10 protein-coding genes are annotated in these 12,177 nt (G+C 69.4%); 2 read left to right on the forward strand and 8 right to left on the reverse strand.

Features of this window, described 5'->3' with window-relative positions; translation table 11 throughout:
* Positions 1–87 precede the first annotated feature (87 nt).
* Both Y710_RS02635 and Y710_RS02640 read right to left on the reverse strand, forming a co-directional pair.
* On the reverse strand, positions 88–1,206 hold the full coding sequence (locus Y710_RS02635; protein ID WP_045540690.1) for an acyl-CoA dehydrogenase family protein: 1,119 nt from the start codon (positions 1,204–1,206) through the stop codon (positions 88–90).
* A 44-nt stretch (positions 1,207–1,250) separates the two neighbouring features.
* Positions 1,251–2,447: an acyl-CoA dehydrogenase family protein gene (locus Y710_RS02640; RefSeq protein WP_006896958.1), complete on the reverse strand. Its 1,197-nt coding sequence runs from the start codon at positions 2,445–2,447 to the stop codon at positions 1,251–1,253.
* Positions 2,448–2,546: 99 nt separating this feature from the next.
* On the opposite strand from Y710_RS02640, the gene Y710_RS02645 reads away from it, so the two are divergent.
* The gene (locus Y710_RS02645; RefSeq protein WP_006896957.1) at positions 2,547–3,953 is read left to right on the forward strand and encodes an amidase; all 1,407 of its coding nucleotides are present in this window, start codon (positions 2,547–2,549) and stop codon (positions 3,951–3,953) included.
* A 135-nt stretch (positions 3,954–4,088) separates the two neighbouring features.
* Here Y710_RS02645 and Y710_RS02650 read toward each other — a convergent pair whose 3' ends face one another.
* The 6 genes from Y710_RS02650 to Y710_RS02675 all read right to left on the reverse strand — a co-directional run bounded on the left by Y710_RS02650 (position 4,089) and on the right by Y710_RS02675 (position 10,446).
* Positions 4,089–5,717 (reverse strand): solute symporter family protein, encoded by a 1,629-nt coding sequence (locus tag Y710_RS02650; RefSeq protein WP_006896956.1) that lies wholly within the window; start codon positions 5,715–5,717, stop codon positions 4,089–4,091.
* A complete protein-coding gene (locus tag Y710_RS02655) occupies positions 5,714–6,097 on the reverse strand; it encodes a DUF485 domain-containing protein (RefSeq protein ID WP_156150524.1) in 384 nt (127 codons plus the stop codon). The genes Y710_RS02650 and Y710_RS02655 overlap by 4 nt, the downstream gene beginning before the upstream one ends.
* A 142-nt stretch (positions 6,098–6,239) precedes the next feature.
* Positions 6,240–7,988: a sodium/solute symporter gene (locus Y710_RS02660; RefSeq protein WP_156479393.1), complete on the reverse strand. Its 1,749-nt coding sequence runs from the start codon at positions 7,986–7,988 to the stop codon at positions 6,240–6,242.
* The gene (locus Y710_RS02665) at positions 7,985–8,329 is read right to left on the reverse strand and encodes a hypothetical protein (RefSeq protein ID WP_169317719.1); all 345 of its coding nucleotides are present in this window, start codon (positions 8,327–8,329) and stop codon (positions 7,985–7,987) included. The genes Y710_RS02660 and Y710_RS02665 overlap by 4 nt, the downstream gene beginning before the upstream one ends.
* 78 nt (positions 8,330–8,407) lie before the next feature.
* A complete protein-coding gene (locus Y710_RS02670; protein ID WP_062366212.1) occupies positions 8,408–9,196 on the reverse strand; it encodes a LytR/AlgR family response regulator transcription factor in 789 nt (262 codons plus the stop codon).
* Positions 9,196–10,446 carry a sensor histidine kinase gene (locus tag Y710_RS02675; protein WP_006896951.1) on the reverse strand — a complete coding sequence of 417 codons (1,251 nt, stop codon included), beginning with the start codon at positions 10,444–10,446 and terminating at the stop codon, positions 9,196–9,198. The genes Y710_RS02670 and Y710_RS02675 overlap by 1 nt, the downstream gene beginning before the upstream one ends.
* A gap of 184 nt (positions 10,447–10,630) precedes the next feature.
* Between Y710_RS02675 and phoA the strand changes: the two genes are divergently transcribed.
* Positions 10,631–12,103, forward strand: a complete 1,473-nt coding sequence (gene phoA / locus Y710_RS02680) for an alkaline phosphatase (RefSeq protein ID WP_062366214.1) — start codon at positions 10,631–10,633, stop codon at positions 12,101–12,103.
* Positions 12,104–12,177 lie beyond the last annotated feature (74 nt).

The raw sequence follows: 12,177 nt of genomic DNA on the forward strand, positions 1-12,177 counted from the left end.
CGGCTCGGCGCTGGGGTTTCGGTCACCTTAGTACATGTGACCGACGGTCACAGATTCGGTGGCCCGCCGTTCGGGCCGGGCGCAGGCTCAACCCACGGTGACCATGTCCCACTCGCCGATCGACGCCGAAAGCCGCTGGAGATGACTGTCGGCGTCGCCCAGGGTGTGCCCGATCGCGGTGAGCCGGCTGACGTAGTGCGCCACCGGATACTCGGCCGTCATTCCGATGCCGCCGTGCATCTGGATCGACTCCTGCCCGATGTGCCTGCCCGAACGGCAGATCTGCAGTTTGGCGCGGGAGGCGATGACGGGGTCCACGCGGCCCTCCGCGAGCGCCGCCGTCGCGTAGACGCTGAGGCTGGTGGCCAGCTCGAGTGAGACGTACATGTCGGCGGCGCGGTGGGTCAGCGCCTGGAAGGTCGCCAGCGGAACGCCGAACTGCTTGCGGGTCTTCAGATATCCGGTGGTCATCTCCAGCGACGCCCGCATGGCTCCGACCGCCTCCGCGCACAGGGCGGTCTGGGCGAGCACCTCCACCTCGGCGATGACGGCGGTGGCGTCGCCGGAACCGAGGCGGGTGGCCGGCGCACCGTCGAATTCGATCTGTGCGCCACGGCGGCGGTCGTGGGTGCGGTAGCCTGTGCGCTTCAGGCCCTCGGCCGTCCCGTCCACCAGGTAGAGACCCACCTGGCCGGCCTCATCGCGGGCCGAGACCACCAGGGTGTCGGCGCAGTCGCCCGCGGCGACCAGCGACTTGGTGCCCGTCAACCGGCCGTCGGCGAAGGACGTGGCGATCGCGAACGCCGGCCAGCGATCACCGTTCTCGTGGTGGGCGAAGGCGCAGAGCCGCTCGCCCGACGAGAGGCCGCCGATGAGTTCGGCTCGGGTCTCGGGGTCGGCGGTGCGGGTCACCAGCAGTCCGGGTACCACGACGGCGTCGAGGAACGGTTCGGGTGCGATCGTCGCGCCGAACTCGCCCATCACCGGTGCGAGTTCCTCGGGTCCGGCGCCGGTGCCGCCGTCGGCCTCGTCGAATACCAGACCCAGGATGCCGATCTCGGCGAGCGCCGACCACACGTCGCGGCTCCAGCCCAGTTCGGTGTCGGTGACCGCGCGCAGGTTCTCGATGTCGCCGTATTTTCTGCCCAGTACGTCGCGGACGGTGTCGCGCAACAGGACCTGTTCCTCAGAGAGTTCGAATTCCATTGTCTTCCTTGTGAAGTGGTATCGGAGTCGGGGTGTCTGCGCGATCAGAGGCCGAGTACGGCCTTGTCGATGATCTGCCGCTGGACCTCCGAGGACCCGCCGTAGATCGTCACCTTCCGGTGGTTGAGATACGCCGGGACGGTCAGCTGGGCCCAGTCGGGGCTCAGGATCTCCGCGGGGTCGCCCTCCGCGGCGGAGTCGATCGCCGACACCGGAAGCGAGTCGGGTCCGGCGATGTCGGCGAGCAGTTCGGTGGCGTCCTGCTGCAGCTGGGAGCCGCGGAGCTTCAGCAGCGACGACGCCGGATTCGGCTTCCCGTCGGCCGATCCGGCGACCACCCGGAGCTGGGTGATCTCCAGCGCCAGCAGCTCGTTCTCCAGGTTCGCGAGCCGCGCGGCGAAGAGCGGATCGTCCAGCAGCGTGCCGGCGGCGGTGCGAGTCCGGGCGGCGAGCTTCTTGGCCCTGGCGACCTTGGTCTTGGTCCATCCGACGCGGGCGATGCCCGACCGCTCGTTGCCGAGGAGGAACTTCGCGATCGTCCAGCCGAGGTTCTCCTCGCCGACCAGGTTCTCCGCCGGGACGCGGACGTCGGAGAAGAAGACCTCGTTGACCTCGTAGCTGCCGTCGATCAACTGGATCGGCCGGATCTCGACACCGGGCGTGTCCATGGGGAAGAGGAAGAAGCTGATGCCCGCCTGCTTCTTCACGTCCGGGTCGGTCCGGGCCAGAGCGAAGATCCAGTCGGCGTACTGCCCCAGCGTGGTCCACGTCTTCTGTCCGTTGATGACGTAGTGGTCGCCGTCCCGGACCGCGCGGGTCTTCAGCGATGCGAGGTCGGAGCCGGCCTCGGGTTCGGAGAAGCCCTGACACCACCAGATGTCGAGGTTCGCGGTGGCGGGCAGGAACTTCTCCTTCTGCTCCTGCGACCCGAACTGCGCGATGACCGGGCCCACCATGCCCGCGTTGAAGGGGAGCAGGTCGGGCACGAAGTTGAGAGACATCTCCTCGCGCCAGATGTGATGCTGGATGGGCGTCCAGTCCCGACCGCCCCACTCCACCGGCCAGTGCGGCACGGCGTAGCCCGCCTTGTTCAGAATCCGGGTGGTGGTGACGATGTCTTCGGGGTAGTTCAGCGCACCGGCCTCACATCTCTGGCGGATCTCGGCGGGGATCTCGGTGGTGAAGTAGTGGTGGAGTTCTCGGCGGAAGGCTTCTTCCTCGGGAGTGAATTGCAGCTGCATCTCTGTAGTCTTACCCGCTCGGCCGGGTCGGGAGAAGGGCTCGCGCGAGTTGACTCGGGCGGGGGCCGGAGGCGGGCGGCCTCGGCTAGCGTGATCGGCATGAAACACGTTCACTCATTCGCCGACGACTGCCTCGGTGACCTCGACGCGGTCGGGCTGGCCGCGTCCATCGCCTCCGGAGCGATCTCGGCCGCCGAGGCGGCGCGTGCCGCGCTCGCCCGGATCGACGCGGTGGAGCCGCGACTGTCGGCGGTGGCCGTCGACGATCGGGAACGCGCGTTGGCGCGGGCGGAGGCCGACGACTTCACCGGCGTGTTCGCCGGTGTGCCCTCGCTGATCAAGAACAACACCGATTTCGCAGGGATCCCGACGCTCCACGGTTCGGCGGCGGTGGCGAACGTCCCCGCGCGCGCGGACGAGGCCGTGACGCGTGAGCTCGTCGGCACGGGGCTGAACATCCTCGGTGCATCGACGATGCCGGCCTTCGGTCTCACCGCGACCACCGAGTTCGCCGACCGGCCGCCGACCCGCAATCCGTGGGACACCGACTACTCCTGCGGTGCGTCGTCGGGCGGTGCCGCGGCGCTGGTCGCGGCGGGGGCGGTGCCGATCGCGCACGCCAACGACGGCGGCGGCTCCATCCGCATCCCCGCGGCGGCGTGTGGGCTGGTCGGTCTCAAACCCACGCGGGGGCGGGTGGCGCAGGCCAAGCAGATGCACGGCCTGCCGATCGACCTGGTGAGCAACGGCGTCGTCACGCGGTCGGTTCGCGACACCGCGCACTACTACGCGGATCTGGAACGGCAGCGGGAGGTCGCCTCGCTGCCGCCGATCGGCCTGGTCGAAGGTCCGGGCCGGGCGCGGCTCCGCGTCGCACTGATCAACACGCCTCTGACCGGCCGGCTCCTGGACGACGACACCGATCGCGAGCTGGCGGCGACCGTCGAACTGCTCGAATCGCTCGGGCACCGCGTGGAATCGGTTCCGATGCCCGTCGACCGCTCGTACATCGCCCAGTTCACCGACTACTGGGCGCTGCTGGCGTTCGGCATCGATCGCATGGGCGGCAGGTCGGTGGGCAAGGGATTCGACCGCTCGCGACTGGACCCGTTCACCAAGGGGTTGTCGGCGGCCTTCCTCAAGCACTTCTACCGCCTGCCGGCGTCGGTGATGGGGCTCAAGCGGGCGACGGCGAGATTCCGCAGCGCGTTCGAGGGGTACGACGTCATCCTCTCGCCGACGCTCGCGCACGCCGTGCCGGAGATCGGCTACCTGGCGCCGGACGGCGACTTCGACGAGATCTTCGCCCGGCTCGTCGACTACGTCGCCTTCACCCCCGCGAACAACAGCAGCGGCACCCCGGCCATCACGCTGCCGCTCGGCCGGAGTGCGAACGGTCTGCCGCTCGGGATGCACTTCTCGGCCGACCTCGGAGGCGAGCGCACACTGCTCGAACTCGCCTTCGAACTCGAGGCCGCCCGGCCGTTCGCCCGCATCCAGGACTGATCCACCGGGCGTCTCCGCCCATGTCTCCGCCCACGCCGAACGCGGCCCACGCCGAACGCGGCCCACGCCGAACGCGGCCCACGCCGAACGCACTGTGCCCCGCCCTTGCGGACGGGGCACAGTGCGTATCGGGGGTCAGTGAGCGAGTGCGCCTTCGGCGCCCACTCCGGTGAGCGAACGGACCTCCATCTCGGCGTTGCGGCCGGGCCGGCCGCGGTCGGGCGACGTCAGCGTCCCGACGATGCCGAGCACGAAGGCCAGCGGGATCGACACGATGCCGGGATTCGACAGCGGGAACCAGGCGAAGTCGGCTCCGGGGATCATCGCCTTGGCGCCGCCGGAGACGGCGGGGGAGAAGACGATCAGGACGATGCACGAGATCAGGCCGCCGTACATGCTCCACAGTGCGCCGCGGGTGTTGAACCGCTTCCAGTAGAGCGAGTACACGATGGTCGGCAGGTTCGCCGACGCCGCGACCGCGAACGCCAGCGCGACGAGGAAGGCGATGTTCTGACCGTTGGCGAGGATGCCGAGGATGATGCTGACCACGCCGAGCACCACGATGCAGCGACGCGAGACTCGCACCTGATCGTCCTCGGATGCCTTGCCGCGCTTGATGACCGACGCGTAGATGTCATGGGCGAACGATGCCGAGGCGGTGATCGCGAGCCCGGCCACCACGGCCAGGATGGTCGCGAACGCGACGGCGGAGATCACACCCAGCAGCACCGTTCCGCCGAGTTCGAGGGCCAGCAGCGGAGCGGCGGCGTTCTCCTTGCCCGCGGCGGACAGGATCCGGTCCGGGCCCACGAGCGCGGCGGCGCCGTAGCCGAGGATCAACGTGAACAGGTAGAAGGCGCCGATGAGGGAGATCGCCCAGACCACCGAGCGGCGGGCCTCCTTGGCGGTCGGAACGGTGTAGAAGCGCATCAGCACGTGCGGCAGACCGGCGGTGCCGAGAACGAGGGCCAGGCCCAGCGACAGGAAGTTGACCTTCGACATCGTCGATCCGCCGTACTGGGCACCGGGCGCGAGGACGTCGCGCGAGGCGACGGCCTTGTCCGCCGAATCGCCCATGGCGTTCTGCGCCTGACCGAGGATCTCCGAGACGTTGAAACCGAACTTGCCCAAGACCAGGAAGGTCATCACCGCGGCACCCGCGATCAACAGGACCGCCTTGATGATCTGCACCCAGGTGGTGCCCTTCATGCCGCCGATCAGCACGTAGGCGATCATCAGCACGCCGACGACGGCGATGACGATGGACTGTCCGGTGCGGTCGTGGATGTCCAGGAGCAGTGCGACCAGGCCGCCGGCTCCCGCCATCTGCGCGAGCAGATAGAACAGCGACACCACCAGGGTCGAGAGTGCGGCGGCCATGCGGACCGGCCGCTCTTTGAGCCGGAAGCTCAGCACGTCGGCCATCGTGAACCGGCCGGTGTTGCGCAGCAGTTCGGCCACCAGCAGCAGCGCGACGAGCCAGGCCACCAGGAAGCCGATGGAGTACAGGAATCCGTCGTAGCCGTAGACGGCGATCGCGCCGGCGATGCCGAGGAAGCTGGCGGCCGAGAGGTAGTCGCCCGAGATGGCGATGCCGTTCTGCGGGCCGGAGAACCCGCCGCCGGCGGTGAAGAACTCGGAGGCCGAGGCGTTCTTCCGGTTGGCGCGGATGACGACGATCATGGTCACCGCGACGAATGCGACGAAGATCGAGATGTTGATGGCCGGGTTGCCGACGGTCTCGGCGGCGAGCACGTGGTTCATCGCTGCGCCTTTCCGGCCGTCGAGTAGGTGCCGTCCGCGAAGTTCTCGCGGATGGCCTCCGACTGCGGATCCAGATCGCGGTTGGCGAACCGGACGTACAGGAATGTGATGCCGAACGTGGTGACGAACTGCAGCAGTCCGAGGATGAGGCCCACGTTGATGTTGCCCCAGACCGGGGTGGCCATGAAGTCGTGCGCGAAGGCTCCGAGGATGACGTAGCCCGCGTACCAGAGGAGGAAGAAGGCGGTCATCGGGAAGACGAAGCGGCGCAGCGCGGTGCGCAACCTCTGGAACTCTGGGCTGGCCTGCGCGACGAGGAACTCGTCCTGGGAAGGACTGACGTCCTTCGGCGCGGCATGATCGGTGACGGTCACGATCACTCCTTTGCTGGTGTGCTGCGGGGATGTAGCTGCACAAAGCATGAGTGAGACGACAGTCACGGGTAATGTCGTCTGTGACCTGAGCGACGAGCCATGGCGGCCGTGCGGTGAACGGTCGCCGCCGCCCGATGAACGGTAGCGGTCAGTCCTGCGCCGACGGGGTCCGTTCCACCCCGAGCCCGAGCCGTTCGGGCACGTGCATCCGAGCGAAGGCCGCGCCGGTGACCGCCGGGATCCGCGACCTGGTGGCCAGGCTGACGAGGACCATCGTGGCGAAGGTCAGGGGAACGGTGACCGCCGCGGGGAACCCGGCGATCACCGACAGCCAGCCGGCGCCCGCACCCTCGTCGATCGCCCCGGTCACCGCTACTCCGACCGCCAGCGCGGACGTGGTCGCGCCCACACAGAGTCCGGCGATCGCACCGGCGGCGGTGAGTCCGCGCCACCAGATTCCCAGCACCAGCAGTGGGCACAGCGTGGACGCCGAGACCGCGAAGACCAGGCCCACCGACCGTGACAACTCCAGTGTCCCGGCGTTGAGGGCGATCACGATCGGCACCGCCCCGCCGAGCAGAGCGCAGATGCGGAAGCTGCGGACTCCCGGGGGCATCAGGTCGGTCGACATCACGCCGGCGATGCTGACCAGCAGTCCGGACGAGGTGGCGAGGAAGGCGGCCATGGCGCCGGCGGCCACGAGCGCCGACAGCCCGATCGCCCAGGCCCCGTGCAGCGCGGAGGCGGGTAGCAGCAGGACGGCGGCGTCGGCGGTGCCGGTCGCCAGGACCTGCGGGACCCACGCGCGGGCGAGTGCGCCGAGGACGGTCGGGAAGAGGTAGAAGACCGCCAGCGCCGCGATCACGTTCAACGCCGTCCGCCGCGCGGCACGGCCGTCGGGATTGGTGTAGAACCGCACGAGCACGTGCGGCAAGCCCATCGCGCCCAGGAAGGTCGCCACGATCAGCGAGAGCACCTGATAGAGCGGATGGCCCCCGCCCAGGCCGCCGCCCGATTCCATCCAGGCCGCCCCGGTCTGCGGCGCGTTCGCCACCACCGGGGTCGCGGCGCCCTCGTCGAGGTCGATGACCGCGCCGCGATCGAGACGGTGCGTGCCCGCGCTCAACGGCTGGTCGACGACCGCGACGTGGTCCACGTCGCCGGTCGCCCGAACGCCCGCCGGGTCGGTCACCGTCACCTCCACCGGGGTGTCGACCCGGACGGTGGTGTCCGCGGACACCCGCGGTGGCAGCGGATCGCCGAGGCGCTGCGGGCTGTTCAGAAACACCGCGGTCAGCACCAGCGCGGGGATCGCGACGGCGGTGAGCTTGAGCCAGTACTGGATCGCCTGCGCGAAGGTCACCGATCGCATGCCCGCGCCGACCACGTTCACGATCACCAGCAGTCCGGTCGCGGTGACCCCGACCCACGGCGGTACGTGCAGCAGGATGTTCAGGGTCAGCCCGGCGCCCTGCAACTGCGGCACCAGGTACAGCACGCAGATCACGATCACCACGACCATCGCGGCCTTGCGCGCCCGAGTCGAGGCCAGCCGGAACTCGGCGAAGTCGGGCACGGTGTACGCGCCCGACCGGCGCAGCGGAGCGGCGACGAAGAGCAGCAGCGAGAGGTAGCCGGCGGTGAATCCGATGGGATACCAGAGCGCGTCGGCACCGTACTTGGCGACCAACCCGGCCACGCCGAGGAACGACGCCGCCGACAGGTACTCGCCGGCGATCGCCGCGGCGTTCCATCCCGCGCCGATGCTGCGCGAGGCGACCAGGAAGTCGGACGTCGACCGCGAGCCGCGTCCGCCGTAGGCGCCGACCGCGACGGTGCCGAGGGCCGCGAGGAGGACGGCGGCCACCGTCAGTGCCGCGACGTGCTCGGTGATCATCGCGTACCGCCGCCCGGGTCGTCGCCGCTGTCGGAGTCGGCGTCCACCAGCCGGACGAAGTCGCGTTCGGCCTGCTCGGCCAGCCGGATGTACAGGCGACCCGCCAGATACAGGAGCGGAAGGGGCAGCAGGCCGAGGATCAGCCAGTTCAGGCGCAGACCGAAGACCGTCGCGTCGGCGAACGGTTCGACGGTCGCGCCGATCAGCGGGATGGCGACGAAGATCGCGAGGACGGCCACGCCGAGCCGCAGCGCCAGCGCCAGCTGGGCGCGGACCAGTCCGCGGACCAGATGCTCGCCGACGCCGGTCTGCTCGGCCACCTGCACTCGGGTGCGGACCATGCGCGCGCCTCGCCGCTCGGACAGGACGACGCGTTCGCGCTGTGGGGCCGGTTCACGGGCGGAGTCGGGCGCCACGGATCAGCCGTCCCGCCCGGAACGGAAGGTCCGCATCGGGTCACGGACCAATCGGTCCTTCAACTCGCGCACCTGCCTGCGGCTCACCGGCAGTTCCACCGCGGGCGAGGCGCCGTTGGCCCGGACCCGGACCATGGTCGACGCCCCGGTGGACCGTAGGCCGGTCACCATTGGCAGCGCCACCAGGTACGAACGGTGAACGCGTGCGAAACCTGCTCCTCCCCAGCGTGATTCGAGGGTCGAGAGAGTGACTCGGACGAGGTACGAGCCGGTGTCGGTGTGCAGTCGGGCGTAATCGCCGACCGCCTCGATCCACGAGATGGAGTCGCGCTGCACCAGCGAGGTGATCCCGCCCGACTCCACCGGAATCACATCGTCGGCGGGTTCGTCCGGCTCCTCGGTCCGGACCGGACCCTCGCCGCCGGCGAGGGAGGCGAGGATGCGGCCCACCGCTTGATCGAGCCGTTCGGCTCGCAGGGGTTTGAGCAGATAGTCGACGGCACCGACGTCGAAGGCCTCGACCGCGCGGTCGTCATGCGCGGTGACGAAGACGATCGGCGGCGGCGCCGAATAGTTGGCCAGGACCGCCGCCAGCTCCATGCCCGAGAGTCCAGGCATGGAGATGTCGAGGAACACCGCGTCGATCCGGCGCTCGGCGAGTTCGCGCAGCGCCTGGGTCGCGTCGGACGCCTTGTGCACCGCCGACACCGCGTCGTGACGGTTCAGCAGGTAGGTCAGTTCGTCGAGGGCGGGGATCTCGTCGTCCACGGCGAGCACGGTGAGGTCGGTCATCAGCTGCTCTCCTCCCGTCCGTCAAACCGTAGCGCGGCGGCCGGGCCTCCGGCGTGGATGCCCGCGGCGAACTTCGGGATGCGCATGCTGACTTTGGTTCCCGCTCCCACCGCCGTCTCGACGACCAGGCCGTAGTCGTTGCCGAACGCCGCGCGCAGCCGCTGGTCGACGTTCGTCAGTCCGACGTGTGCGCCGTCGGACTCTCGCGGTCCGGCCGGGTCGAGCGCGTCGATCGCACCCGTGCGCAGCAGTTCCGGATCCATGCCGACGCCGTCGTCCTCCACGCTCAGCAGACAGTCGGGTCCCGCGTTGCGCGCGACGATCGAGATGGTTCCGTCCCGGCGCCCGGCGAGGCCGTGCCGCACGGCGTTCTCCACCAGCGGCTGCAGTGCGAGAAAGGGCACGACGACGCCGAGGACCTCGGGTGCCACCTGAACCTTCACCGTCAGCCCGGGCCCGAAACGCGCTCGTTCGAGCGTGAGGTAGCGGTCGATGTTGCGGAGTTCGTCGGCCAGTACCGTGTACTCGCCCGCGGCGCGGAAGGAGTAGCGCGTGAAGTCGGCGAAGTCGAGGATCAGCTCGCGTGCGCGGTCGGGATCGGTGCGGACGAAGGATGCGATCGTGTTCAGTGCGTTGTAGATGAAATGCGGGCTGATCTGTGCGCGGAGGGCGAGGACCTCGGCGCGATCCAGTCGCGCGCGGGAGGCGTCGAGCTCGGCGAGCTGCAGTTGGCTGGCCGCATAGCGTGCGACCTCGGTGATGGCGCCGATACGGCCGGGGCCGGGCTCGGTCACCGATGCCACGACCAGTGCGCCGATGCCGATGCCGTCGGCCATCAGCGGCGCGGCCAGGAGACTGCGCAGGGGACCGACGCCGTCCGCGGGATCTCGCTGCACGCAGTGGCGGCCGTTCGCGAGCGTGTCGGCGGCCAGCGCGGCGGCCGCCGAGCGCATCGGCGGGGTCCACAGCTGTTCGTCGCCGTCGAAGGTCAGGAGCGATCCCTCGGCGTCGTAGAGCGCGAGTCCGTCGGCGCCGGTGAGCGCCCGCAACGGGCCGGCCGCCTCTGCCGCCGACTCGGCGGTGAGACCGCGGCGGAGCGGCCGGGCGGCCAGCGCCGCCGTGTGCAGGGTGTCGTGCACGGCGCGCTCGTGGGGTGTGCTCACCACTCGGCGCGTGCGCAGTGCGACGACGATCAGGACCGTCGCCAGCGCGACGCCGAGAACGGCGATCGCGATCAACTCACCCGACATGCGCAATCACGAATCGACGCTAGCAAGCGTGTCTCGCGGTCGACGCCGGATCGCCGGGCCGCAGGCGGATTCACCGGGCGTTCGCCTCCGGTACGCCGGATCGACTCGGGCGGGCACCCGCTCGTCGAATGGAGTTCGGTTCGAGGCCGACAGCCGTTCATATGCGACTGTTGGCATACCTTTCATGGCTCAGAACCTGGAGAAGAAGAAGGCCCGCAGGGCGGGCGCACTCGCGGCAGCAGCTCTCGGACTCACCGGAGTGCTCGGCGCGTGCTCGGTCGGCGTCGACGGCGACAAGGCCGCAGACGTCGACATCTCGCGCGCGGCCACCGGCGACATCACGGTGCACGGCGGTGCCCGGCGGCTGGCGGAGGATCAGACGCAGGCGATCGCCGATTCGATTCAGAAGTCGGGAGCCAAGAACGTCATCCTGATCATCGGTGACGGCACCGCGAATCAGGAACTGACCCTGGCTCGCAACTACCAGTGGGGTGCGGCCGGCGCGATCCCCGCTATCGACGAGCTTCCGCTGAGCGGTGACTACACCACGTACTCGTTGAACAAGGACACCCACAAGCCCGATTACACGACCGACTCGGCGGCCTCCGGCACGGCGTGGTCGACGGGGACGAAGACGTACAACGGCGCTGTCGGCGTCGACGTGAACGGGGTGCCGCAACGCACGATCCTGGAGATCGCCCGCGCCAACGGCCTGCGCACTGGAGACGTCACGACCACCGAACTGCAGGATGCGACGCCGGCCGTACAGGTGGCGCACGTGACTCAGCGCAAGTGCTACGGACCGAAGGAGACCACCGAGAAGTGCCCGGAGAACGCGCTTGAGAACGGCGGCGCGGGATCGATCACCGAACAGCTCCTGGCGGCCCGCCCCGACGTCACGTTCGGCGGCGGGTGGGCCACCTTCGCGCAGACGGCCACGGCGGGCCGATACCAGGGGAAGACGCTCGAGGCGCAGGCCAAGGAGCGCGGCTATCAGATCGTCCGCTCGGCGGACGAGATGCACGATGTGACCGTAGCGGACCAGGACAAGCCGGTGCTCGGTGTCTTCGCCGACGGCAACCTGCCGCGCATCTGGGACAAGGCGACCGCCGTCAAGGACGGCATCGAGCAGCCGCCGGTCCGGTGCGCGCCCAATCCCGCGTTCACCTCGGCCACGCCCAAGCTCGGAGACATGACTCAGAAGGCGATCGACCTGCTGAAGAACGACAAGGGGTTCTTCCTGCAGGTGGAGTCCGGGTCGGTCGACAAGGCCAACCACGACGCCGATCCGTGCGGTCAGATCGGCGAGACGGTGCAGTTGTCGGATGCGGTGAGCAAGGCGCTCGACTTCGCGAAGAAGGACAAGAACACGCTGGTGATCGTCACCGGCGACCATGCGCACACCAGCCAGGTGGTGGAACCGCATCCGGAGCTGCCGATGCCCGGACTCACCCGGCTGCTGACCGGTCGCGACGGCGACCCGATCGCGGTCAACTACGGGACCTCGCTCGAGCCGGGGGAGGAGCAGCACACCGGCGGGCAGGTCCGGATCGCGGCGTACGGTCCGGGTGCGGCCAACGTCGTCGGCCTCAGCGATCAGACCGATCCGTTCTTCTATATCACCGACCAGCTGGGACTCGACCGCACCAAGAGGTAGCGGCCCGGGACGTGGTTGCTGACCTGCTTATACGCGCCGAAGCGGCGGCCGTCGAGCTCCGGGCCAGACCTTGC

Source organism: Gordonia sp. QH-12, assembly GCF_001578675.1.
Taxonomy (GTDB): Bacteria; Actinomycetota; Actinomycetes; order Mycobacteriales; family Mycobacteriaceae; genus Gordonia; species Gordonia sihwensis.

Coding starts and splice junctions, on each gene's coding strand:
- Y710_RS02635 (WP_045540690.1), bottom strand. CDS start 1,206: ATGGAATTCGAACTCTCTGAGGAACAGGTCCTGTTGCGCGACACCGTC.
- Y710_RS02640 (WP_006896958.1), bottom strand. CDS start 2,447: ATGCAGCTGCAATTCACTCCCGAGGAAGAAGCCTTCCGCCGAGAACTC.
- Y710_RS02645 (WP_006896957.1), top strand. CDS start 2,547: ATGAAACACGTTCACTCATTCGCCGACGACTGCCTCGGTGACCTCGAC.
- Y710_RS02650 (WP_006896956.1), bottom strand. CDS start 5,717: ATGAACCACGTGCTCGCCGCCGAGACCGTCGGCAACCCGGCCATCAAC.
- Y710_RS02660 (WP_156479393.1), bottom strand. CDS start 7,988: ATGATCACCGAGCACGTCGCGGCACTGACGGTGGCCGCCGTCCTCCTC.
- Y710_RS02665 (WP_169317719.1), bottom strand. CDS start 8,329: ATGGTCCGCACCCGAGTGCAGGTGGCCGAGCAGACCGGCGTCGGCGAG.
- Y710_RS02670 (WP_062366212.1), bottom strand. CDS start 9,196: ATGACCGACCTCACCGTGCTCGCCGTGGACGACGAGATCCCCGCCCTC.
- Y710_RS02675 (WP_006896951.1), bottom strand. CDS start 10,446: ATGTCGGGTGAGTTGATCGCGATCGCCGTTCTCGGCGTCGCGCTGGCG.
- phoA (WP_062366214.1), top strand. CDS start 10,631: ATGGCTCAGAACCTGGAGAAGAAGAAGGCCCGCAGGGCGGGCGCACTC.